This window comes from Streptomyces sp. NPDC090077 (genome assembly GCF_044747545.1).
Lineage (GTDB): Bacteria > Actinomycetota > Actinomycetes > Streptomycetales > Streptomycetaceae > Streptomyces.
Window position 1 is genome coordinate 257054 of sequence record NZ_JBIVEG010000007.1, and the last position, 21914, is coordinate 278967.

21 protein-coding genes and 2 tRNA genes are annotated in these 21914 nt (G+C 72.2%); 13 read left to right on the forward strand and 10 right to left on the reverse strand.

Annotated elements, in window-relative coordinates:
- The first annotated feature begins 27 nt into the window (after positions 1-27).
- Positions 28-708, forward strand: a complete 681-nt coding sequence (locus ACIPW5_RS15285; RefSeq protein WP_401244880.1) for an AIM24 family protein — start codon at positions 28-30, stop codon at positions 706-708.
- Between the two features lie 17 nt (positions 709-725).
- Positions 726-1481 (forward strand): AIM24 family protein, encoded by a 756-nt coding sequence (locus ACIPW5_RS15290; RefSeq protein WP_401244767.1) that lies wholly within the window; start codon positions 726-728, stop codon positions 1479-1481.
- A 90-nt stretch (positions 1482-1571) separates the two neighbouring features.
- On the opposite strand, the gene ACIPW5_RS15295 is transcribed toward ACIPW5_RS15290, so the two are convergent.
- Positions 1572-2114: an NUDIX hydrolase gene (locus tag ACIPW5_RS15295; protein ID WP_401244769.1), complete on the reverse strand. Its 543-nt coding sequence runs from the start codon at positions 2112-2114 to the stop codon at positions 1572-1574.
- Complete coding sequence (locus ACIPW5_RS15300; RefSeq protein WP_401244771.1) at positions 2111-3502, reverse strand: zinc-dependent metalloprotease; 1392 nt, start codon at positions 3500-3502, stop codon at positions 2111-2113. The genes ACIPW5_RS15295 and ACIPW5_RS15300 overlap by 4 nt, the downstream gene beginning before the upstream one ends.
- A gap of 192 nt (positions 3503-3694) precedes the next feature.
- On the opposite strand from ACIPW5_RS15300, the gene ACIPW5_RS15305 reads away from it, so the two are divergent.
- From ACIPW5_RS15305 to ACIPW5_RS15320, 4 genes are all read left to right on the forward strand, one after another.
- Positions 3695-4861: an SDR family oxidoreductase gene (locus tag ACIPW5_RS15305; RefSeq protein WP_401244772.1), complete on the forward strand. Its 1167-nt coding sequence runs from the start codon at positions 3695-3697 to the stop codon at positions 4859-4861.
- A 134-nt stretch (positions 4862-4995) separates the two neighbouring features.
- On the forward strand, positions 4996-5457 hold the full coding sequence (locus ACIPW5_RS15310) for a molybdenum cofactor biosynthesis protein MoaE (RefSeq protein WP_401244774.1): 462 nt from the start codon (positions 4996-4998) through the stop codon (positions 5455-5457).
- Between the two features lie 150 nt (positions 5458-5607).
- A complete protein-coding gene (locus tag ACIPW5_RS15315) occupies positions 5608-5805 on the forward strand; it encodes a hypothetical protein (RefSeq protein ID WP_125818082.1) in 198 nt (65 codons plus the stop codon).
- A 175-nt stretch (positions 5806-5980) separates the two neighbouring features.
- Positions 5981-7069, forward strand: coding sequence for a PDZ domain-containing protein (locus ACIPW5_RS15320; RefSeq protein WP_401244776.1), 1089 nt, complete (start codon positions 5981-5983; stop codon positions 7067-7069).
- A gap of 201 nt (positions 7070-7270) precedes the next feature.
- Here ACIPW5_RS15320 and ACIPW5_RS15325 read toward each other — a convergent pair whose 3' ends face one another.
- Positions 7271-7840 (reverse strand): PPA1309 family protein, encoded by a 570-nt coding sequence (locus ACIPW5_RS15325; protein ID WP_401244777.1) that lies wholly within the window; start codon positions 7838-7840, stop codon positions 7271-7273.
- 126 nt (positions 7841-7966) lie between these two features.
- On the opposite strand from ACIPW5_RS15325, the gene ACIPW5_RS15330 reads away from it, so the two are divergent.
- From ACIPW5_RS15330 to ACIPW5_RS15345, 4 genes are all read left to right on the forward strand, one after another.
- Positions 7967-10846, forward strand: a complete 2880-nt coding sequence (locus ACIPW5_RS15330; protein WP_401244881.1) for a UPF0182 family protein — start codon at positions 7967-7969, stop codon at positions 10844-10846.
- Positions 10847-10905: 59 nt separating this feature from the next.
- Positions 10906-10979, forward strand: a tRNA-Met gene (locus tag ACIPW5_RS15335).
- A 213-nt stretch (positions 10980-11192) separates the two neighbouring features.
- Positions 11193-13064: a tetratricopeptide repeat protein gene (locus ACIPW5_RS15340; RefSeq protein WP_401244779.1), complete on the forward strand. Its 1872-nt coding sequence runs from the start codon at positions 11193-11195 to the stop codon at positions 13062-13064.
- 58 nt (positions 13065-13122) lie between these two features.
- Positions 13123-13196: transfer RNA gene (locus ACIPW5_RS15345), tRNA-Met, on the forward strand.
- Between the two features lie 113 nt (positions 13197-13309).
- Here the strand turns inward: ACIPW5_RS15345 and ACIPW5_RS15350 are convergent.
- Positions 13310-13726, reverse strand: coding sequence for a Fur family transcriptional regulator (locus ACIPW5_RS15350; RefSeq protein WP_401244781.1), 417 nt, complete (start codon positions 13724-13726; stop codon positions 13310-13312).
- Between the two features lie 134 nt (positions 13727-13860).
- Between ACIPW5_RS15350 and ACIPW5_RS15355 the strand changes: the two genes are divergently transcribed.
- Positions 13861-15339 (forward strand): catalase, encoded by a 1479-nt coding sequence (locus tag ACIPW5_RS15355; RefSeq protein ID WP_401244783.1) that lies wholly within the window; start codon positions 13861-13863, stop codon positions 15337-15339.
- A gap of 84 nt (positions 15340-15423) precedes the next feature.
- Here ACIPW5_RS15355 and ACIPW5_RS15360 read toward each other — a convergent pair whose 3' ends face one another.
- Both ACIPW5_RS15360 and hisN read right to left on the reverse strand, forming a co-directional pair.
- Positions 15424-15816, reverse strand: a complete 393-nt coding sequence (locus ACIPW5_RS15360) for a cyclic nucleotide-binding/CBS domain-containing protein (protein ID WP_401244785.1) — start codon at positions 15814-15816, stop codon at positions 15424-15426.
- 165 nt (positions 15817-15981) lie between these two features.
- Complete coding sequence (hisN, locus tag ACIPW5_RS15365) at positions 15982-16788, reverse strand: histidinol-phosphatase (RefSeq protein WP_401244787.1); 807 nt, start codon at positions 16786-16788, stop codon at positions 15982-15984.
- Between the two features lie 136 nt (positions 16789-16924).
- On the opposite strand from hisN, the gene ACIPW5_RS15370 reads away from it, so the two are divergent.
- Positions 16925-17491, forward strand: coding sequence for a TetR/AcrR family transcriptional regulator (locus ACIPW5_RS15370; protein WP_401244789.1), 567 nt, complete (start codon positions 16925-16927; stop codon positions 17489-17491).
- On the opposite strand, the gene ACIPW5_RS15375 is transcribed toward ACIPW5_RS15370, so the two are convergent.
- The 4 genes from ACIPW5_RS15375 to ACIPW5_RS15390 all read right to left on the reverse strand — a co-directional run bounded on the left by ACIPW5_RS15375 (position 17457) and on the right by ACIPW5_RS15390 (position 21045).
- Positions 17457-17780, reverse strand: a complete 324-nt coding sequence (locus ACIPW5_RS15375; protein ID WP_007266432.1) for a multidrug efflux SMR transporter — start codon at positions 17778-17780, stop codon at positions 17457-17459. The two genes, ACIPW5_RS15370 and ACIPW5_RS15375, sit on opposite strands and share 35 nt — an antisense overlap.
- 128 nt (positions 17781-17908) lie before the next feature.
- Positions 17909-18919 carry a ribosome small subunit-dependent GTPase A gene (gene rsgA, locus ACIPW5_RS15380; protein WP_401244791.1) on the reverse strand — a complete coding sequence of 337 codons (1011 nt, stop codon included), beginning with the start codon at positions 18917-18919 and terminating at the stop codon, positions 17909-17911.
- A gap of 9 nt (positions 18920-18928) precedes the next feature.
- Entirely contained in the window at positions 18929-20278 is a 1350-nt protein-coding gene (aroA, locus tag ACIPW5_RS15385) for a 3-phosphoshikimate 1-carboxyvinyltransferase (protein WP_401244793.1), read from the reverse strand.
- A 53-nt stretch (positions 20279-20331) separates the two neighbouring features.
- On the reverse strand, positions 20332-21045 hold the full coding sequence (locus ACIPW5_RS15390) for a M50 family metallopeptidase (RefSeq protein ID WP_401244795.1): 714 nt from the start codon (positions 21043-21045) through the stop codon (positions 20332-20334).
- Positions 21046-21098: 53 nt separating this feature from the next.
- Here ACIPW5_RS15390 and ACIPW5_RS15395 point away from each other — a divergent pair, with 53 nt between their 5' ends.
- The gene (locus ACIPW5_RS15395; protein WP_401244797.1) at positions 21099-21914 is read left to right on the forward strand and encodes an SOS response-associated peptidase; all 816 of its coding nucleotides are present in this window, start codon (positions 21099-21101) and stop codon (positions 21912-21914) included.

A 21914-nucleotide genomic window follows, 5' to 3' on the forward strand; every position in this document is an offset into this window, starting at 1 on the left:
GAGCCCCACATGAACGCCATGAACGCCATGAACCAGCAGCTCGCGGGCTATGCCCCGACCCCCGTCACGGCCCGTATGGAGAACCACGGCCGCGCCATGCTCAAGGTCGCCATGCAGAGCGGCCAGGACCTCTTCGCGCGCACCGGCTCGATGGTCGCCTACGAGGGCTTCGTCCAGTACGAGCCCAACCCGCCCGCCGTCCGCCAGATGGCCTCCCAGTGGCTGACCGGCGAGGGCGCACCCCTGATGAAGTGCACCGGCGACGGCCTCCTCTACCTCGCCGACTACGGCGCGGACGTCGTCTGCATCAACCTCGACAACGACGCCCTCTCCGTCAACGGCACCAACCTCCTCGCCTTCGACGCCCACCTCCAGTGGGGCGTGGAGCGGGTCAAGGGCATGGCGAAGTTCGCCGGCCAGGGCCTGTTCAACGTGCAGGTCGCCGGCACCGGCTGGGTCGCCATCACCTCCCGCGGCACCCCGATCGTGGTCGACTGCGGCCGCGGCGAGGACGAGACGTACGTCGACCCGGACGCGCTCGTCGCCTGGTCCCCGAACCTCAAGGTCAAGGGGAAGCGCAGCTTCAAGGCCTCGTCGATGATCGGCCGGGGCAGCGGGGAGGCCTACCAGATGGCCTTCTCCGGCCAGGGCATCGTCGTCGTACAGCCCAGCGAGGACAGCACCGACCGGCTCCGGACCCGGGGCTGAGGGGGAGCGGACACATCATGCAGAGCTCACTTTTCGGCCACGCCGAGCAGCAGTCCCAGGACCGCTACACCGTCCAGAACCCCCAGCTCCTGAGGGTCTCCCTGACCGGCTCCGACGACGTCCTCGCCCGCAAGGGCTCGATGGTCGCCTACCAGGGCATCGTCGACTTCGACGGCGAGTACCAGAGCGCCAACCAGCGGGGCGCCCGCCGCCGCACCGGCGAGGGCCTGGACCTGATGCGCTGCTCCGGCCAGGGCACCGTCTACTTCGCCAACCTCGCCCAGCACGTCCACGTCCTCGACGTGGACCACGACGGCCTCACCGTCGACAGCAGCTACGTCCTCGCCATGGACTCGACCCTGCACTCCGAGGTCATCGCCGTCGACAGCCAGTACGGGATCTCCGGCTCCGGCAAGTACCAGCTCAACATCTCCGGCCGCGGCAAGGTCGCCCTCATGACCTCCGGCCAGCCGCTGATGATGCAGGTCACCCCCGACAAGTACGTCAACGCCGACGCCGACGCCATCGTCGCCTGGTCCACCTCGCTGCGCGTCCAGATGCAGGCCCAGACGCACTCCACCGGCGTGTGGCGGCGCCGCGGCAACACCGGCGAGGGCTGGGAGCTCAGCTTCCTCGGCACCGGCTTCGCCCTGGTGCAGCCCAGCGAGGTGCTGCCCCCGCAGAACGCCCAGCTCGGCCAGGGCGTCGCCGCCCAGTACGGCATGGGCCAGCACGGCGCGCACGCCCAGAACCAGAACAACGCCTGGAACTGACCGGACCGCCGCAAGGTAAAGCGGCGCACCGGAAACCGGCGTACGGGAGAGGGGGCGGACCCGCACGGGTCCGCCCCCTCTCCCGTCGCGTCACGCGCCGAGCCGCGCCCGGGTGGCCTCCAGCAGCCGCACCACCGAGGTGTCGGCGACCGCCGCCACCTCCGCGTACGGGAACCAGCGCAGGTCCAGCGACTCGTCGCTGATCTCCGCCTCCGCGCCGGCCGGGGCCAGCACCGCGTACTGCACGTCCAGGTGCCAGTTGCACGGCGCCGGGATCGGGTGCCGGTCCAGGCGCACCGGCCCGCCCTCCACCAGGGTCAGCCCCGCGGCGATGCCCGACTCCTCGACGGCCTCGCGCATCGCGGCCCCGGCCAGGGTGGTGTCACCGGGCTCGCAGTGCCCGCCCATCTGGAGCCAGATGCCGAGCTTCTTGTGCAGGGTCAGCAGCACCCGGCCGCCGACCGGGTCGACCACCAGGGCGCTGCCCGTGACGTGCCCCGCCCCGCAGGGCTTGTACATCCCGTCCGGGTGGGCGGCCAGGTGCTCCAGGTACACCCCGCGCAGCTCGTCCTGCTGGGCGTCCGGGCCCTCGTACTCCTTCAGGACCCGGACCGCGTCGTCGTACAGGCTCACTTCTTGTCGTCGCCCTCTTCGTCACGCTGCTGGGCGGCCTCGCCCAGCATCTTGTCGATCTCGGAGAAGTCCAGCTGCTCGCGGTGCACGAACCCGTCCGGGTCGTCCAGGTCGGAGGCCGTCGGCAGCATGTCCGGGTGCTCCCACAGCCCGTCGCGGCCGTCCACGCCCCGCGCGTCGGTGAGCGAGGCCCACAGCCGCGAGGCGTCCCGCAGCCGCCGCGGACGCAGCTCCAGGCCGATCAGCGTCGCGAAGGTCTGCTCCGCCGGACCGCCCGAGGCGCGCCGCCGGCGCATGGTCTCGCGCATGGCGTCCGCCGAGGTCAGACGGGGCTTCGCCGCCTCGTGCACGACCGCGTCGACCCAGCCCTCGACCAGCGCGAGCGCCGTCTCCAGACGGGCCAGGGCGGCCTTCTGCTCCGGGGTGTCCTGCGGCTGGAACATGCCGCCCTGGAGTGCCTCCTGGAGCTGCTCCGGGTTCGACGGGTCGAGCTGGCCGACCACGTCCTCCAGCTTCGAGGTGTCCACCTTGATGCCCCGCGCGTAGCCCTCGACCGCACCGAACAGGTGCGAGCGCAGCCACGGCACGTGCGCGAACAGGCGGGCGTGCGCCGCCTCGCGCAGCGCCAGGTACAGCCGCACCTCGTCCGAGGGGACGCTCAGGTCCTTGCCGAAGGCCTCGATGTTCAGCGGCAGCAGCGCCGCCCGCCCGGCCGGGCCCAGCGGCAGGCCGATGTCCGTCGAGCCGACGACCTCGCCCGCCAGCGTGCCCACGGCCTGGCCGATCTGCTGCCCGAACATGGCGCCGCCCATCGAGCGCATCATCCCGAGCAGCGGGCCCGCCATGGCCTGCATCTCCTCGGGCAGCACGCTGCCCATGGCCGCGCCGACGCGCTCGGCGACCGGGTCCACCAGTTCCTTCCACACCGGGAGGGTCGCCTCGACCCACTCGGCACGGCTCCACGCCACGGCCGCGTTGGCGCCCGAGGGCAGGGAGGTCACGCCGTCGAGCCACAGGTCGGCCAGGCGCACGGCCTCCTCCACCGCCGACTTCTCGGCGATGCCGACGCTCGCGTCCTTCACGCCGTCCGCGGTGCCCTGCGCGACGGTCTGGCGGGCGATGTCCTTGGCCATGTCCCAGTTCACGGGACCGCCCTCGTAGCTCAGCATCTGGCCGAGCTGCTGGAAGGCGGCGCCGAGGTCGTTCGGGTTCATCGAGCCGAACATCGCGGCGAACGGATTCTCCGCACCGCCCGGGAAGCCACCGGGAAGGCCGCCCGGGCCGAACCCGAACGGATTGCCCGGACCTCCCTGGCCGCCCTTCTTGCCTTTGTCGCCGTCCTCCGGCTCCTCCGGCGGAAGGCCGAATCCGAATGGGGTGTCGCTCACGGGTTTCCTCGGCTCGTAGGGCCGCCGGCGGGAGCCGGCGGGCGATGGTCCGACAACACCACCCAGCCTAGACACCACTCCCGCTTCCGGGCTCGGTGCTCCGCCGGGTCCTGGGCTGCGGCAGGATGGACATCACCTGGTGGGTACGCGTCACAGCGCGTCCTCACTGAAGACAACCGCTGGAGACGCCCGGTGAGTTCCCCAGATCCGCAGGCTCGCGCGCCGCACGACGCCGAAAACCGCCCTGAGCACGACGACAGCGCGCCCGGCGTTCGCCAGCCGCGAAACCAGGCCGGCCCGCGCCGGCCCGGCCCCGTGATCGCGGTGACCGGCGCCGCGTCGGGGGTCGGCGCCGCCCTGGTGAACCGCCTCGTGGAATCCGACGAGGTCAAGCAGGTCGTGGCCATCGACGAGCGGCGCGGGGACTGCGCCGCCGCCCAGTGGCACGTCCTGGATGTGCGGGACCCCGCGATCGCCGAGAAGCTGCGCGGCGCGGACGTCGTCGTCCACCTCGCACTGGACCTCGACCTGGAGACGGACCCGGCGGCCCGTACCGCGTACAACGTACGCGGCACCCAGACCGTGCTCACCGCCGCCGCGGCGGCCGGCGTGCACCGGGTCGTCCTGTGCACCTCGGCGATGGTCTACGGGGCCCTGCCGGACAACGACATCCCGCTCTCGGAGGACTCCGAGCTGCGCGCCACCGCCGAGGCCACCGGCGTCGGGGACCTGCTGGAGATCGAGCGCCTGGGCCGCCGGGCCCCCCGTGCCCACCCCGGCCTGAACGTGACCGTCGTCCGCCCCGCGGTCCTGGTCGGCGGTACGGACACCGCCCTGACCCGGTACTTCGAGTCCCCGCGCCTGCTCGTCGTCGCCGGATCCCGGCCCACCTGGCAGTTCTGCCACGTCGAGGACCTGGTCAGCGCCCTGGAGTACGCCGCCCTGGAGAAGGCCGAGGGGGAGCTCGCCGTCGGCTGCGAGGGCTGGCTGGAACAGGAGGAGGTCGAGGAGCTCAGCGGCATCCGCCGCATGGAGCTGCCCTCCGCCGTCGCCCTCGGCGCCGCCGCCCGGCTCCACCGGATCGGACTGACCCCGTCCCCGGCCGGGGACCTCGCGTACACCATGCACCCGTGGGTGGTCAGCGTCAGCGGGCTGCACGCGGCGGGCTGGCGGCCCCGCTGGACCAACGAGGAGGTGCTGGCCGAGCTGCTCCAGGAGGTCGCGGGCCGGCACACCGTCGCGGGCCGGCGCCTCGGCCGCAAGGACGCCGCCACGGCCGCCGGCGCCGCCGGTGCCACGGTCGCCCTGCTCGGCGCCGCCGCCGCCGTACGCCGAGCCCGCCGCCGCCGCGGGCTCTGACCTGCGGGACACGGCCCCGGACCGGCCCGGTCCGGGGCGGGGCCCGGCTCCTGTAGGAGGCTCCCAACCGGGGCGCCGCGCCCCGGGCGAAACGGCTATTCCACCGGGTCGGCGGCTAGGGCACGATGGGGAACATGGCACCGCACTTCGACCACCCCGGCGAGCAGGCCGCGCAGGACCCCATCAGGCTGCTCGAAATCCGTGAGACCCCGCTCTCCCTCGACGAGGTCTTCAAGGCCGTCGGCGACGACGCCACCGGAGGCACCACCCTCTTCGTCGGGACGGTGCGCAACCACGACGGCGGAGCCGACGTCGACTCCCTCGGCTACTCCTGCCACCCGACGGCGGAGGCCGAGATGCGCCGCGTCGCGGACCGCGTCGTGGCGAAGTACCCGGTCCGCGCCCTGGCCGCCGTCCACCGGATCGGCGACCTCGCCGTGGGCGACCTGGCCGTGATCGTGGCCGTCTCCTGCCCGCACCGCGGCGAGGCCTTCGAGGCCTGCCGCATGCTCATCGACGACCTCAAGCACGAGGTCCCGATCTGGAAGCACCAGACCTTCTCGGACGGCACCGAGGAGTGGGTCGGCGCCTGCTGATACCGGGGCCGGGCGCGGGGTCCGTACGGGCGGGGGGTAGCGTCACCCCCGTTCGGCCGCGCAACACGCCCTCGATTTGCGTAACCCCCCTCCGGGCACGAGCGTTGAAGCCACCAACGACACGCACTTTCGGGGCAGGGAGGCACGTTCATGGCATCACTGGTGTGGCTGCTGATTCCGCTGTTCGCCGCGATCGGGGCGGCGATATGGGGCAGCTGGGCGGCCCGCGACCGCACCCAGGGCGACATATCCGAACTGGCCGGCTACGCCAGGTTCCGCGAGGCCATGGACCGGGCCGACCGGGCCCGGACGAACGAGAAGGCGCACTCCGGTTCCGACGCCGTCTGACGCGTCCCGAGAGCCCCTCCCCGTCCCCCTCAGGCCCCCGCGACCCCCCTCGGGAAGGCCTTCGGAAACCCGCCGCAGGGGACCCGGCTGAGAATCCCGTGAGAGTTCCGCCCGCGGGCCCCGTACGGACCGGCCCCACGGGCCGCCCGCTCGGCCCGTCCCGTACTGTCGATCCATGCCACGCCGCACCGCGACGATGCTCGCCTCCTTCCTCGTGCTGTTCGCGCTGCTCTGCGCGGGGGTCTTCATCAAGGTCCCGTACTCGGAGATGAGCCCGGGCCCGACCGTGAACACGCTGGGCGACTCGCACGGTGAGCCGGTGCTGAACATCTCGGGGCGCAAGACGTACCCGACCAGCGGCCACCTCAACATGACCACGGTCCGCGTCACCGGCGCCGACTACGACATGAACCTGCTGGAAGCGGTCTACGGCTGGGCGGCGGGCGACAACATCGTCGTGCCGCACGAGAACCTCTACCCGAACGGCAAGACGGACAAGGAATCGACGCAGGAGAACGCCGAGGAGTTCAGCCAGTCGCAGGAGAGCGCCAAGGTGGCCGCCCTCAAGCAGCTCGGCATCCCGGTCACCGCCCGCGTCGTCGTCTCCACCGTCGTCAAAGCCAGCCCCTCCGAGGGCAGGCTGCACGCCGGCGACGTGATCAAGGCGGTGGACGGCGCCCCCGTCACCGTCCCCGGGGACGTCGCCAAGCTCGTGACCAAGCACAAGCCCGGCGAGCCCGTCGAGTTCACCATCGTGCCCGCCGCCGAGGCGGCCGAGGCCGAGAAGGCGAACCGCGAGCCCACCGGCACCGCGAAGGTCACCATCACCGCGGGCAAGGCGGAGGACGACGGCCACGCCATCGTCGGCATCCGGGCCGGGACCGACCACACCTTCCCGTTCCCGATCGACATCAAGCTCGCCGACGTCGGCGGCCCCAGCGCCGGCCTGATGTTCGCCCTCGGCATCGTCGACAAGCTCACCCCCGAGGACCTCACGGGCGGCAAGTTCATCGCGGGCACCGGCACCATCGACGACGAGGGCAAGGTCGGCCCCATCGGCGGCATCCAGATGAAGACCATCGGCGCCCGCAAGGCCGGGGCCGAGTACTTCCTGACCCCGGCCGAGAACTGCGCCGCGGCGGCCCAGCACACGCCCGCCGGCCTGACCCTGGTGAAGGTCGCCACCATCGGCGACGCCGCCAAGGCACTGGAGAAGATCGGCAAGGGGGACACGGCCGGACTGCCGAAGTGCACCGCGTCCTGACCGCGCCCCGCCCCCGCCGGCACCGGCGGCCCGGCCGCTAGGCCGTCTCTTCCGGATCTTGCCTGACCCGCGACGCCTGGCACCGCACCTCGCCGCGTTGTCGGAAGGCCCAAGTACGTCCAGTAATCGGGCCTTCCTCCGCCTTGCGATGCACGGCGCCAGACGCCGCGGGCTTAACCGGCAAGATCCGGAAGAGACGGCCTAGGCGAAGGTGGCCGCCAGCGCGTCGGCCAGCCCCGGCACCAGGCCCGCGCCGGTCAGCACCTCGCTGGAGGAGTCCTTCTCCCGCAGCCGTACGGCCGAGTCGCGCGAGCCGTCGCGCAGGACGCCCACCGTCAGGCGCACCTCCTGCCGCTCCGGGTGGCCGGCGACCCACTTCGCCAGCTGCTTGTCGTTGAGCCCCTCCGGCACGGCCGCCTCGGCGGACGGCGGCAGCATCAGCCGCTCCACCGTCAGCGCGCAGCCGACCACGGCGTCGGGCCAGGCGATGGTGCCGAGGAACTTGTCCAGCGGGGTCCCGGCCGGCACCTCGTCCTGCTCGATCGGGGTGAGCTGGCTCTTGCCGGCGTCGTCCTGGTCCAGGCCGAGCTGCCCGGCGAGCCGGGGCTCCTGCCTGCGCAGCCGGGCCGTGTCGACCAGGGCGAACAGCCGGGCCGGCTTGTCCCAGCCGAGGGTGGAGGCGTACTCGTCGATTTCGAGGACGGCGCGGGTCAGCGGAGTGGCCGCCATGGGGGTGCCGGGGGAGGGCGAAAGGTTGGACATGGGCAACATCCTGCCTCCTTTCCCCCCGATACCGGGAACTGACTAAAGCCTCAGTAAGTTGCATGGGTGGGCCCTACGATCGTGGGCCCAGGACCAGACACAGCGACTTTCGAGGTGCGCACCTTGGCTTTCCAGATGCCGGACCGCGGCGGAGGCCCCTCCGGGCCACGGATGAGAGTCGGCCGCCCCTCCCGGCGCGCCCGGACTCTTCTGACGACATTGGGCGTCCTTGCCGTCCTGGCGATGGCGTTCATCATGTTCGCCGGGTTCTGGACGGACTGGCTCTGGTTCCGGTCCGTCAAGTACTCCTCCGTCTTCACCACCACCCTGTGGACCAAGATCGGCCTCTTCGCCGTCTTCGGCCTGCTGATGGCCGGTGCGGTCGGGCTGAACATCTGGCTGGCGTACCGGCTGCGGCCGCCGCTCAGCGCGATGTCGATGGAGCAGCAGAGCCTCGACCGCTACCGGATGAGCGTCGCCCCGTACAAGAAGTGGCTGCTCCTGGCCGTCTCGGCGATCGTCGGTCTGATCGCGGGCGCCTCGGCGGCCGGCCAGTGGAAGACCTGGCTGATGTACGTGAACGGGGTGCCCTTCGGGAAGAAGGACCCCCAGTTCCACCTGGACGTGTCGTTCTACACCTTCGACCTGCCCTGGTACCGGTTCCTCCTCGGCTTCGGCTTCGCCGCCGTCGTGCTCTCGGTGATCGCCGCGGTCGTCGTCCACTACCTGTACGGCGGACTGCGCGTGACCAGCCCGGGAGCCCGGGCCACCGCCGCGGCGACCGGGCACCTGTCGGTCCTGCTCGGCCTCTTCGTCACCTTCAAGGCGATCGCGTACTGGCTGGACCGGTACGGCCTCGCCGTGAAGTCCAGCGACTTCAAGGCCGCCGACAACTGGACCGGCCTGCGCTACGTCGACGCCAACGCCTACCTGCCGGCGAAGACGATCCTCGTCGCCATCGCGGCGATCTGCGCGGTGCTGTTCTTCGCCACCCTGTGGCGCCGCACCTGGCAGCTGCCGGTCATCGGCTTCGGCCTGATGGTCCTCTCGGCGATCCTGATCGGCGGGCTCTACCCGGCGATCGTCCAGAAGTTCCAGGTCCAGCCGAACGAGCAGGCCAAGGAATCGCCGTACGTCGAGAAGAACATCAAGGCCACGCGCGACGCCTACGCGATCGACGGCGCCGACGTGAAGGACTACCCGGGCGTCCCGCAGACCGAGGACCGCACCAAGCTGCGGTCGGTGGCCGACACCACCGCCAGCCTGCGCCTGCTCGACCCGAACATCGTCTCCCCGGCCTTCCAGCAGCTCCAGCAGGTCAAGGGCTACTACGGCTTCCCGTCCACGCTGGCGGTCGACCGGTACGACGGCCAGGACACGGTCATCGGGCTGCGCGAGCTGAACATCGGCGGCATCCCGAAGAACAACTGGATCAACGACCACTTCAAGTACACGCACGGCTACGGCGTGGTCGCCGCCAAGGGCACCACCGTCAAGGACGGCGCCCCCGACTTCACCCAGTCCGACCTGCCCTCCAAGGGCATGTTCGGCACGGACTTCGAGCAGCGCATTTACTACGGCGAGCAGACGAAGCAGTACTCGATCGTCGGCGGTCCGCAGAAGGAGCTCGACTACTCGGACGACAAGGGCGAGAAGGAGACCAGCTACAAGGGCAAGTCCGGGGTCAACCTGGACAACCCGGTCAACCGCGCCGCGTACGCGCTCGCCTTCAGCGAGCCGCAGATCCTCTACTCCGGCGCCATCGGCGAGGGCTCGCGGATCCTGTACAACCGCACGCCCAAGGACCGCGTCGAGGCCGTCGCCCCCTGGCTGACCATCGACGGGGCCCCGTACCCGGCCGTCATCGAGGGCAAGATCAAGTGGATCGTCGACGCCTACACGACGACCAACGGCTACCCGTACGCCTCGCGCACCACGCTGGGCCAGAGCACCGCGGACTCGCTGACCAACAGCCAGCGCGCGGTGGTCGCCCAGGAGAACCAGGTCAACTACATCCGCAACTCGGTCAAGGCCACCGTCGACGCCTACGACGGCACGGTCGAGCTGTACCAGTGGGACACCAAGGACCCGGTCCTCAAGACCTGGATGAAGGCCTTCCCGGGCACCGTGAAGCCCAAGAGCGAGATCTCCAAGCCGCTCATGGACCACATGCGCTACCCGCAGGACCTCTTCAAGGTGCAGCGCGAGCTGCTCACCCGGTACCACGTCACGGACCCGCAGACCTTCCTCAGCGGCAGTGAGGCCTGGGCCGTCCCGGACGACCCGACCACCAAGGCCGGCACGGCGGTCCCGCCGTACTACCTGTCGATGAAGATGCCGGGCCAGGCGGAGAAGGACCAGGTCTTCTCGCTCACGACCACCTTCACGCCGAACGAGCGGCCCAACCTGAGCGCCTTCATGGCGGTGAACGCCGATCCCGGGACCCCGGACTACGGCAAGATCCGCATTCTGAAGATGCCGACGAGCAAGCCGCCGGACGGCCCCGGCCAGGTCCAGAGCAAGTTCCAGTCGGAGCCGAAGATCGCCGAGTCGATCCGGCTGCTGCGCGGCGGCGACTCGGAGATCGAGTACGGCAACCTGCTCGCGGTCCCGATGGACGGCGGAATGCTCTACGTGGAGCCGGTGTACGTGCGCAGCTCCGGGCTGAAGTACCCGCTGCTGCGCAAGGTGCTCGTGACCTACGGCGGCCAGACGGCCTTCGAGGACACCCTGGAGAAGGCGCTGAACGTGGTCTTCGGGGCGGAGGCCCCGACCACGCCGGTCCCGCCGACGAGCCCCACCACGCCGACGAACCCGAACACCCCGCCGACCGCCCAGGACCCGACGGTCAAGGCGGCCCTCGCCGACGCCCAGAAGGCGGTCGAGGAGGCCGACAAGGCGATGAAGGCGGGTGACTGGGCCGCGTACGGCAAGGCGCAGAGCGACCTCCAGGCGGCGCTGAAGCGGGCGATCGACGCGGAGGCGAAGGTGACGGCGCCCAAGCCCGCCGGCTAGGCGGTGCGGAAAGGCCCGTGAGGGCTCCGTCCCGCGTCGTGATACTGTTGTTTCACCGACGCGGGGTGGAGCAGCTCGGTAGCTCGCTGGGCTCATAACCCAGAGGTCGCAGGTTCAAATCCTGTCCCCGCTACTGAAGACGAAGGCCCGGATCCCTTGGGATCCGGGCCTTCGTCATGCCCGGAGCGCCAAAAAGGTGCTGCTGTGAGACACGGGGTCACTGGGGCGGGTGAGTTGGGGCGTGAGCGTGTTTGACTTGTCTCTCTGTGGGCATGTCGACAAAACGCTGTAGTGACCTCACTGGCTGCGACATACCAGGTGTACGCGGGTAGCAGGTGATGCGACGATGGGATTTATGGGGGACAGGTCAACTCTGCTGGAGACAGGGCGGTTTGTGAGGGCGGAGGCCGAGTCGGGCGCGGGAACGGGCGAGGCCGCTCCGACCGTTAACGCGCAGACCGCACTGACCGATGCGGATTTCTTGGACAAGCACAGCGCGGCAGAAGCCTTCGGGGACGCCGAGGGCGCCACCGACGCCGAGCTGGAGGCCCGCCACCGCGTGGCCGCCGACAAGGGCGACCCGGGCGCCATGAGCGTGCTCGGCGCACTGCTGCTGCGCCGCGGCGACCTGGCCCGCGCCGAGCCCTACCTCCGCGGCGCCACCGGCGCCGGCGACCGCGCCGCGGCCAACAACCTCGGGGTCCTCCTCCTCCAGCGCGGCTACCCCGACGAAGCGGCCGGCTGGTGGCGGGTCGCCGCCGTCGCCGGATCCGCCCCCGCCGCACACGCCCTGGGCCGCCACTACCGCGAGCGCGGCGACGAGCCCGCCGCCGAGTACTGGCTGCGCCAGGCGGCGGAGTCCGGGCACGCCCTGGGCGCCTACGGGCTGGCCGACCTGCTGGAACACCGCGGGGACAAGGGCATCGAGCGCTGGTTCCGGGCCGCCGCCGAGCAGGGCCACCGCGAGGCCGCGTACCGCCTGGCCCGCCACCTGCGCAAGGGCGACCCCGCCGAGGCCGAGCAGTGGTACCGCCAGGCCGCCGCGCGCGGGCACCGGCGCGCCGGGCTGCACCTCGGCGCCCTGCTGGAGGCCCGCGGCGAGCTGAAGGAGGCCGGCCGCTGGTACCTGAGCTCCGCCAAGCAGGGCGAGGCCCGCGCCGCCTGCGCCCTCGGCTTCCTGCTGCGCGACGCCGGCGACGAGGACAGCGCGGCGGCCTGGTGGCACCGCGCCGCCCAGGACGGCGACGGCAACGCGGCCAACGCCCTCGGCGCGCTGCACGCGGCCCGCGGCGAGACCCAGACGGCCGAGAAGTGGTACCGGGTCGCGATGGACGCCGGCGACCACAACGGCGCCTACAACCTGGCCCTGCTCTGCGCCGCCCAGGAGCGGACCGCGCAGGCCGAGCAGTGGTACCGCCGGGCCGCGTACGCCGGCCACCGCGAGGCCGCCAACGCGCTGGCGATCATGCTGCTCCAGGCCGGGGACGCGGCCGGCGCCGAGCCGTGGTTCTCCAAGGCCGCGGAGGCCGGGAGCGTCGACGCCGCCTTCAACCTCGGGATCCTCTTCGCCAGCCGCGACGAGGACCGCTCCGCCCTGAGGTGGTACGAGCGCGCCGCCGCCGCCGGCCACACCGACGCGGCGCTCCAGGTCGGTATCGCCCTCGTGCGCGACGGCGAGGAGCGGGCCGCCGAGCGGCACCTGCGCTGTGCGGCGGGCGGCGGCAGCGCGGAGGCCGCCTTCCGGCTGGCCGCCCTGCTGGAGTCGCTGGCCCCGCCGCCGGAGCCGGTGGCCCTCGGTGAGCCCGTCGGCGGCGGCGCCCGCTCCGAGAGCGAGGAGTGGTACGCGCGCGCCGCCGAGCAGGGCCACCGCCGGGCCCAGGTGCGGGTCGGCATGCTCGCCGCGGCCCGGGGCGACCTCGCGGTGGCCGCCCGGTGGTACCGGGAGGCGGCGGAGGCCGGCTCGCGCAACGGGGCCTTCAACCTCGGGCTGCTGCTGGCCCGCGAGGGGAACGAACCCGAGGCGGCCCTGTGGTGGACCCGGGCGGCGGTGGCCGGGCACGGCCGGGCCGCGCTCCGGCTCGGGCTGCTCGCGGCCCGGCACGGGGACCTCGCCGAGGGGCAGAAGTGGTGCGTACGGGCCATGGAGCTGGGCCCGGCCGAGGTGTCCGAGCGCGCCGCCCGGCTGCGCGACGCCCTGGCGGAGGAGCTGTCCGCGTAGGGCCCCGACAACTGATTTGCATCTGCCGGGTTGCCTCCCGTAGAGTCGTGTTTACCGACGCGGGGTGGAGCAGCTCGGTAGCTCGCTGGGCTCATAACCCAGAGGTCGCAGGTTCAAATCCTGTCCCCGCTACTGAAGGCCCGAGGCCCGGATCCCATGGATCCGGGCCTCGAGTCGTTTCCGGAGCGTTCCGGAACGCGAAGAAGGCCGGGAGCCCAGGGCTCCCGGCCTTCTTCCGTGCTGCGTCAGGCGCCCGCGCAGTTGGGGCACACCCCGCGGTACGTCACCTCGACCGCCGAGACCGTGAAGCCGAAGCGCTCGCCGGCGGGCAGGTCGGCCAGCGGGTCGCCCGCCGGGTGGACGTCCCGGATGGCGCCGCACTCGGCGCAGACCAGGTGGTGGTGGGGGCGGTGGGCGTTCGGGTCGTACCGCTTGGCCCGCCGGTCCGTCGAGACCTCGAGGACCTCGCCGAGCGACACGAGCTCGCCCAGGGTGTTGTAGACCGTCGCGCGAGAGATCTCGGGCAGCTTGGTCACCGCACGTGCGTGCACCTCGTCCGCCGTCAGGTGCACGTGGTCACCGTCGAGCACTTCGGCCACGACGCGGCGCTGTGCCGTCATGCGCCAGCCGCGTCCGCGAAGTCGTTCCAGCAGGTCACTCATACACGCCAGCCTAACAGTGGGGAATCCGTGTAGATCCCGAACCAGTGTGGACTTGGATATTTACTTGACTTAGACAAAGTCCATCGTAGGATCGATTACGGCGGACGTCGAACAGCGGACGCCGAGGACAGGACATGCAAGGAACCACGCAGGAGGCGCACGTGACGCAGGGACCGCTCACCACGGAGGCCGGGGCTCCGGTCGCCGACAACCAGAACAGCGAGACGGCCGGCGTCGGCGGTCCGGTCCTGGTCCAGGACCAGCTGCTGCTGGAGAAGCTCGCCCACTTCAACCGCGAGCGCATCCCGGAGCGCGTGGTGCACGCCCGCGGCGCCGGCGCCTACGGCACCTTCACGGTGACCGCGGACGTCACCCGGTACACCCGCGCCGCGTTCCTCTCCGAGGTCGGCAAGCAGACCGAAACGTTCCTGCGCTTCTCCACCGTCGCGGACAGCCTCGGCGGTGCCGACGCGCGCCGCGACCCGCGCGGCTGGGCGCTGAAGTTCTACACCGAAGAGGGCAACTACGACCTCGTCGGCAACAACACCCCGGTCTTCTTCATCCGGGACGCCATCAAGTTCCCCGACTTCATCCACACCCAGAAGCGGGACCCGTACACGGGCTCGCAGGAGCCGGACAACGTCTGGGACTTCTGGGGCCTGTCGCCCGAGTCCACCCACCAGGTGACCTGGCTGTTCGGCGACCGCGGCATACCGGCGTCCTACCGCCACATGAACGGCTACGGCTCGCACACCTTCCAGTGGAGCAACGAGGCCGGCGAGGTCTTCTGGGTCAAGTACCACTTCAAGACCGACCAGGGCATCAAGAACCTCACCCAGGCCGAGGCCAACACCCTCGCCGGCGAGGACCCGGACTCCCACCAGCGCGACCTGCGCGAGTCCATCGAGCGCGGCGACTTCCCGACCTGGACCGTGCAGGTCCAGATCATGCCGGCGGCCGAGGCGGCGAACTACCGCTTCAACCCGTTCGACCTCACCAAGGTGTGGCCGCACGAGGACTACCCGCCGATCGAGATCGGCAAGCTGGAGCTCAACCGCAACCCGGAGAACGTCTTCGCCGAGGTCGAGCAGAGCATCTTCTCCCCGGCGCACTTCGTCCCCGGCATCGGCCCCTCCCCGGACAAGATGCTCCAGGGCCGCCTCTTCGCGTACGGCGACGCCCACCGCTACCGCGTCGGCATCAACGCCGACCACCTGCCGGTGAACCGTCCGCACGCCACCGAGGCGCGCACCAACTCCCGCGACGGTTACCTGTACGACGGCCGCCACAAGGGCTCCAAGAACTACGAGCCCAACAGCTTCGGCGGCCCCGCCCAGACGGGCCGTCCGCTGTGGGAGTCCACCCCCGTCACCGGCGGCACGGGCAACCACGCCACCCCCTCGCACGCCGAGGACGACGACTTCGTCCAGGCGGGCAACCTCTACCGCCTCTTCTCCGAGGACGAGAAGTCCCGTCTGATCGAGAACCTGTCCGGCTTCATCGCCAAGGTCTCCCGTGACGACATCGTGGAGCGCGCGATCGGCAACTTCCGCCGGGCGGACGCCGACTTCGGCAAGCGGCTCGAAGCCGCGGTCCAGGCCCTCCGCGGCTGACCCGGGCTGCTTGCCGTAGCAGGACGGCGGGCCGGAACCCCTTCGCCGGGGTTCCGGCCCGCCGTCGTTCCCGTACCCTCCGGGCTACGCGGGCACGGCCCGGCGGGCCGGTACCCAGCAGCGGATGACGTCGCGGACCGAGACGATGCCGACCGGTCCGCCGTCCTCCAGCACGATCAGGTGCCGGAACCCGCCGTGGACCATGGCCTCCGCGGCCTCCTGCACGGACGCCTCCGGGGTGCAGAAGACGACGTTGTTCGTGGTGTGCGCGCCCACCGACTCCCGGTCGGGGTCGTGGCCGGCACCGATCGAGTTGAGGATGTCGCGCTCGGTCAGGATGCCGATGCCGCTGTGGTCGGGGTCGAGGACGACGGCCGCGCCGACGCGCCGGCCGGACATCAGGCAGGCCGCCTGACGGAGGGAGTGCGCGGGTCCGAGGGTGAGGATCACGGTGCTCATGGCGTCGCGGACGAGCATGGAGAGAGCCACCTCCTGGGGTGAGCCCCCGCCTGGGTGGGTGCGGCGCGCGGACGTCTCCACTTAGAGAAGCCGTTCACAAGCGCACAAGCGGGGGGATCCTCAGATTCCCACGGACACGGAAAGTCATCAAGGGGGCACGCTCGGCGCGCGAGCGCGCCGCCGTCAGGCCCTGCGGTCCAGGTACCCGAGCATCTCGTCGTGCAGCAGGCCGTTCGAGGCCGCCGCGTTGCCGCCGTGCACGCCGTCCGCCCCGTCGAGGGCGGTGAAGCGGCCGCCCGCCTCCTGGACCACGACCGCGATGGCGGCCATGTCCCACAGGTTCAGCTCCGGCTCGGCGCACAGGTCCAGCGAGCCCTCCGCGACCATCATGTACGGCCAGAAGTCGCCGTACGCGCGGGTGCGCCAGCACGCGCGCGTCAGGTCCAGGAAGCCCGGGAGCCGGCCCTGCTCCTCCCAGCCGCTCAGCGAGGAGTACGCGAACGAGGCGTCGCCCAGGGAGCCCACCTTCGACACCGAGACCGGCCCGGCCGGCTCGCCCAGCGCGCCGCCCGCGAAGGCGCCCCCGCCCGCGGAGGCCCACCAGCGGCGGCCCAGCGCCGGGGCCGAGACCACGCCGACGACCGGGCGGAACACCCCGTCCGCGCCCTCCTCCATGAGGGAGATCAGCGTCGCCCAGACGGGCACCCCGCGCACGTAGTTCTTCGTGCCGTCGATCGGGTCCACCACCCAGCGGCGAGGCCCGTCGCCCTTGAGCCCGTACTCCTCGCCGAGGATCGCGTCGTCCGGGCGCGCGGCCTGGATCCCGGCCCGCACGACCTCCTCGGCGGCCTTGTCGGCCTCGCTCACCGGGGTCATGTCCGGCTTCGTCTCCACCTGGAGGTCGAGGGCGCGGAAGCGCTGCATCGTGGCGGCGTCCGCCGCGTCGGCGAGTTCGAGGGCGAGGCGCAGGTCATCGGCATACGTGGACATGGCCGAACAGTACCGAGAGGGCGCACACCCCGCGAACGAGGTCCACAGTGCGGCCGGGACGCGCCCTTGACGGGATCTGGCGGCCCGTCAACTCTGGTGGGAAGAGCCCGGCCGGCGAACCAGCGGGGAGGTGGCGATGCCGACGGCCCGTGAATCCCTGCTGCAAGCGGCCGAGGCCGCGCTGGCCGCCCGGCCCTGGCCGGCCGTGCGGATGGTCGAGGTCGCGGCCGCCGCCGGGGTGTCGCGCCAGACCCTCTACAACGAGTTCGGCGGCAAGGCGGGCCTCGGCCGGGCCCTGGTGCGCCGCGCCGCCGACTGGTACCTCGACGGGGTGGAGCGGGCGCTGGCCCTCCCGGCCGCGCGCGGCTCCGCCGAGCGGCTCGCCGCCGTCGCCGAGTGGACCGTGCGCGCGGCCCGCGCGCGGGTCCTCGTACGGGCCCTGCTGACCGGATCGTGGGGGCCGGGCCTGCCCTCGCCGCCGCCCACCGGGGGCCGGCAGGCGCTCGGGCCGGGGGAGCTGGCCCGGGCGGCGCGCGACCGGGCCGCGGCCGCGCTGCCGCAGGAGCCTGCCCGCCGCTGCGAGCTCGCCGTACGGCTCGCCCTGTCCTACGTGGTCGCGCCGGCGGAGCCGGGCCAGGAGCCGGCCGCGGTGGAACTGCTGCGGCTGCTCAGTGCGCCGAACCGGAGAGCTGGAGGCCGATGACCCCGAGGATCACCAGCGTGATCGAGACGAGTTTGAGGGTGGAGACCAGGTCGCCCAGGAAGACCATGCCGTAGATCGCCGTCCCGGCCGCCCCGATGCCCGTCCACACCGCGTACGCCGGTCCCACGTCCAGCTTCTTCAGCGCGAGGGTCAGCAGCCCGAAGCTGCCGAGCGCGAAGCACGCGAAGGCGATCGTCGGCCACAGCCGGGTGAACCCGTGCGACAGCTTGAGGCAGACCGCGAAGCCCGTCTCCAGGATCCCGGCGACCACGACCAGCAGCCACGCCATGGCGTATGCCTCCCCGCGTCAGGTGACTCGGCGTCACTTGGTGCGATTATGCATTTACCAGACACGGGCACGGGCAAACCCCGCCGGACGGTCCAACCGTCCCGGGCCTGCCCCCGGCGGGGACCCGGTCAGTCGCCCTCGCGGCGCTCGCGGGTCTGCAGCAGCCGCCGCAGCGAGTACAGCCGCGCGGGGTCCGCGTGGCCCTCCTCCACCCACCGGTCCAGCGCGCAGTCCGGCTCGTCGTGGCTGCACGCGCGCGGGCACTCCTCCGTGCCCGGCACCAGCTCCGGGAAGGCCAGGACCACCCGGGACGGGTCCACGTGGTGCAGGCCGAAGGAACGCACGCCCGGGGTGTCGATGACCCAGCCGTCCCCGGAGGGCAGCGGCAGCGCGAGCGCCGAGGTGGTGGTGTGCCGGCCGCGGCCGGTGACGGCGTTCACGTGCCCGGTGGCCCGCTGGCGGCCCTCGCCGACCAGCGAGTTCACCAGGGTCGTCTTGCCGACGCCGGAGTGGCCGACGAACGCCGTGATCCGGCCCTCCAGGCGCTCGCGCACCCGCGCGGCGGCGTCGCCCGTCTCCAGCTCCTCGCGGTTGGTGACCACGTAGTCCAGCCCGAAGGTCGAGTAGACCTCCAGGATCTTGTCCGCGGACGTCAGGTCGGACTTGGTCAGCACCAGCAGCGGTTCCAGCCCGGCGTCGTACGCGGCCACCAGGCAGCGGTCGATCATCCGGGGCCGGGGCTCCGGGTCGGCCAGCGCCGTGACGATGGCCAGCCGGTCGGCGTTGGCCACGACCACCCGCTCGTACGGGTCGTCGTCGTCCGCGGTGCGCCGCAGGACGGACTTGCGCTCCTGGATCCGCACGATCCGCGCGAGGGTGTCCTTCTTGCCGGACAGGTCGCCGACGAGGGACACGTGGTCGCCGACCACCGCCGCCTTGCGGCCCAGCTCGCGGGCCTTCATGGCGGTGACCTTGCGGTCCTCGACCAGGCAGGTCAGCCGGCCGCGGTCCACGGTGAGGACGAAGCCGTCGGCGGCGTCCTCGTGCTTGGGCCGGATGTTCGTCCTGGCCCGGTTGCCCTTGGGGTTCGGGCGCTGGCGGATGTCGTCCTCGTCGGTGTGCTTGCCGTACCTGCGCATGACCGGGCCCTACGCTCCCGCTCCTGCTTCCGCTCCCGCGAGCATGTCCGTCCACATCCGGGGGAAGTCCGGCAGGGTCTTCGCGGTCGTCGCCACGTTCTCGATCTCCACGCCCCGCACGGCCAGGCCGATCACCGCGCCCGCGGTGGCCATGCGGTGGTCGTCGTAGGTGTGGAACACGCCGCCGTGCAGCGCGCGGGGGCGGATCCGCAGGCCGTCCTCGGTCTCGGTGACGTCGCCGCCGAGGCCGTTGATCTCGGCGGTCAGCGCCGCCAGCCGGTCCGTCTCGTGCAGCCGCAGGTGGGCGACCCCGCGCAGGACCGACTCCGAGTCCGCCAGCGCGGCCACGGCCGCGATGCCCGGGGTCAGCTCGCCGACCTCGCTCAGGTCCACGTCGATGCCGTGGATCTTGCCGGTGCCGGAGAAGACCAGGCCCGCGTCGGTCAGCTCGCAGGAGCCGCCCATCGCGGTGAAGATCTCGCGCAGCGCGTCACCGGGCTGCGTGGTGCGCGCCGGCCAGTCCGGGATGGTGACCGTGCCGCCGGTGATCAGCGCCGCGGCCATGAAGGGCTGGGCGTTGGACAGGTCCGGCTCCACGACCATGTCGCGGCCGAGCAGCGCGCCCGGCGCCACCCGCCACACGTCCTTCTCGCCGCCGGCCTCCGGGGTGTCGACCTGGGCGCCCGCCGCGCGCAGCATGTCCACGGTCATCCGGATGTGCGGCATCGACGGCAGCTTCCCGCCCACGTGCCGGACCTCGACGCCCTGGTTGAAGCGAGGTGCGGAGAGCAGCAGCGCCGAGACGAACTGCGAGGAGTTGGAGGCGTCGATCTCGACCGTGCCGCCCTCCAGGGCCCCGCCGCCCTGGACGGTCATGGGCAGTGCGCCCCGGCCGTCGTCGTCGATCCGGGCGCCGAGGGCCCGCAGCGCGGAGATGACCTGGCCGAGCGGGCGCTCGTAGGAGCGCGGGTCGCCGTCGAAGCGGATGTCGCCGGCGGCCAGGGTGGCCACGGGCGGCAGGAAGCGCATGACCGTGCCCGCGTTGCCGACGTCGACGGTGGCCGGGCCGTGCAGGGCGGCCGGGATGATCCGCCAGGCCTCGCCGCTGTCGCCGTCGGCGGAGCTGGAGGAGACGGTCTCCTCGATGCCGACGCCGAGCGCCCGCAGGGCGTCGGACATCAGCTGGGAGTCGCGCGAGCGCAGCGGGCGGCGCACCCAGCCCGGCTCGGCCGCGAGCGCGGCGAGCACGAGGGCGCGGTTGGTGACCGATTTGGACCCAGGCACGGTGACGGTGGCGTGGACGGCCCCCTCCGCGAACGGAGCGGGCCAGAGGTCGTGGAGCGCGGGGGTCTCGGTCATGGCCCTTACTTTAGTGGCTTCCCACGGCCCCGGATCTGGATCGCGGCCCCGTCTCAGAGGGCGAGCAGCCAGCGCCCGCCGCCGATGAGGCTGCACAGGGTGACCGTGTGGAACAGGAGCAGCCAGGCGACGGGATGGACGTGCGTGAGCCGGCCCAGCTGGTCCGCGTCGGACTCCGGTGCCGCGCCGCCCCGGCGCTGGGCCTGGAGCTCGAACACCGGCCGGACCGAGCCCAGCAGCAGGAACCACACCACCGCGTAGGCGAACGCCGCCTGGACCGCCTCCGGGGCCTTCCAGGACACCAGGAGGAAGACCCCGCCGGTCAGCACCACCGTCAGCAGCCCGTACGCGTTCCGGATCATCACCAGCATCACCAGCAGCAGCGCGGTCGCCGCCCACAGCAGCAGCGTGATCCGGTGCGCCGCCAGCAGGGCCGCCCCGCCCAGGCCCAGCAGCGCGGGCGCCGTGTAGCCGGCGGCGAGCATCAGGACCATCCCGATCCCGGTCGGCTTGCCCCAGCTGAGGGTGACCCCGCTGGTGTCGGAGTGCAGCCGGATCCCGGTGAGCCGGCGGCCGGTCAGCAGGGCGAGCAGCCCGTGGCCGCCCTCGTGCGCGATGGTGATCGCATTGCGGGCCACCAGCCACACCGGGCGCGGCGCCACGACCGCGAGCGCGGCCAGGCCCGTCGCCACCACCAGCCAGAAGGCGGGCGCGGTCTGTATTCCGGTGAGCCGGTCCCAGAGGCCGGCCGTCGTGCTGCTGTCCATGGAGTGGCGGACTCCTTGCGGTCGGGGGTCGGGTCCATGGCAGTGTGTCAGCCATGTGCGGAAGGTTTGCGGCGAGTCGGACGCCCACGGAGCTGGCGGGGATATTCGGGATCGAACGGTGGGAACCGAGCGAGACCCTGGCCCCCGACTGGAACGTGGCGCCGACCAAGCAGGTCCACGTCGTCCTCGACCGCCCCCTGAAAGACGCGCGGGACCCCCGTCCGGTTCGCCAGCTGCGGGTGCTGAAGTGGGGCCTGGTCCCCTCCTGGGCGCAGAACCCCGAGGGCGCGGCCCGGATGATCAACGCCCGGTCGGAGACCCTGCACGAGAAGCCGTCCTTCCGCCGCCCCTTCGCGCAACGCCGCTGCATCGTCCCCGCCGACGGCTACTACGAGTGGGTCACCGCCCACGACGAGCGGGAGCTGGAGGTCGAGGGGAAGCGCAAGCGGGCCCGCAAGCAGCCCTACTTCGTGCTCCCCGCCGACGGCTCGGTCTTCGCGATGGCCGGGATCTACGAGTTCTGGCGCGACGGGACCCTGCCCCCCGACCACCCGGGGGCCTGGTGGGCCACCTGCTCGGTGATCACCGCCGAGGCGGAGACCACCCCGCTGGGGGTGGCGCCCGACGGGGGGCCGCGCTCGCTCTCCGAGATCCACCCCCGGATGCCGCTGATGCTGACCCCGGACCGCTGGGACGCCTGGCTGGACCCCGCCCGCACCGACGAGAACAGCCTGCGGGACCTGCTGGCGCCCCCGCCCGGCGGGCTGATGCGGGCGTACCCGGTGGCCACGGCGGTGAGCAGCGTCCGCAACAACGGGCCGGAGCTGCTGCGCGAGCTGGAGGGCCCCGAGGAGGCGACCCTCTTCTAG

Bases quoted from the DNA above. Each gene is read 5' to 3' on its own strand.
- ACIPW5_RS15285 (WP_401244880.1), top strand. From the start codon at position 28: ATGAACCAGCAGCTCGCGGGCTATGCCCCGACCCCCGTCACGGCCCGT.
- ACIPW5_RS15310 (WP_401244774.1), top strand. From the start codon at position 4,996: ATGGCACCGCACTTCGACCACCCCGGCGAGCAGGCCGCGCAGGACCCC.
- aroA (WP_401244793.1), bottom strand. From the start codon at position 20,278: ATGACCGAGACCCCCGCGCTCCACGACCTCTGGCCCGCTCCGTTCGCG.
- ACIPW5_RS15370 (WP_401244789.1), top strand. From the start codon at position 16,925: ATGCCGACGGCCCGTGAATCCCTGCTGCAAGCGGCCGAGGCCGCGCTG.
- ACIPW5_RS15350 (WP_401244781.1), bottom strand. From the start codon at position 13,726: ATGAGTGACCTGCTGGAACGACTTCGCGGACGCGGCTGGCGCATGACG.
- ACIPW5_RS15330 (WP_401244881.1), top strand. From the start codon at position 7,967: ATGCCGGACCGCGGCGGAGGCCCCTCCGGGCCACGGATGAGAGTCGGC.
- ACIPW5_RS15340 (WP_401244779.1), top strand. From the start codon at position 11,193: ATGGGATTTATGGGGGACAGGTCAACTCTGCTGGAGACAGGGCGGTTT.
- ACIPW5_RS15355 (WP_401244783.1), top strand. From the start codon at position 13,861: ATGCAAGGAACCACGCAGGAGGCGCACGTGACGCAGGGACCGCTCACC.
- ACIPW5_RS15290 (WP_401244767.1), top strand. From the start codon at position 726: ATGCAGAGCTCACTTTTCGGCCACGCCGAGCAGCAGTCCCAGGACCGC.
- hisN (WP_401244787.1), bottom strand. From the start codon at position 16,788: ATGTCCACGTATGCCGATGACCTGCGCCTCGCCCTCGAACTCGCCGAC.
- ACIPW5_RS15395 (WP_401244797.1), top strand. From the start codon at position 21,099: ATGTGCGGAAGGTTTGCGGCGAGTCGGACGCCCACGGAGCTGGCGGGG.
- ACIPW5_RS15325 (WP_401244777.1), bottom strand. From the start codon at position 7,840: ATGTTGCCCATGTCCAACCTTTCGCCCTCCCCCGGCACCCCCATGGCG.
- rsgA (WP_401244791.1), bottom strand. From the start codon at position 18,919: ATGCGCAGGTACGGCAAGCACACCGACGAGGACGACATCCGCCAGCGC.
- ACIPW5_RS15360 (WP_401244785.1), bottom strand. From the start codon at position 15,816: ATGCTCGTCCGCGACGCCATGAGCACCGTGATCCTCACCCTCGGACCC.
- ACIPW5_RS15315 (WP_125818082.1), top strand. From the start codon at position 5,608: ATGGCATCACTGGTGTGGCTGCTGATTCCGCTGTTCGCCGCGATCGGG.
- ACIPW5_RS15320 (WP_401244776.1), top strand. From the start codon at position 5,981: ATGCCACGCCGCACCGCGACGATGCTCGCCTCCTTCCTCGTGCTGTTC.
- ACIPW5_RS15390 (WP_401244795.1), bottom strand. From the start codon at position 21,045: ATGGACAGCAGCACGACGGCCGGCCTCTGGGACCGGCTCACCGGAATA.
- ACIPW5_RS15375 (WP_007266432.1), bottom strand. From the start codon at position 17,780: ATGGCGTGGCTGCTGGTCGTGGTCGCCGGGATCCTGGAGACGGGCTTC.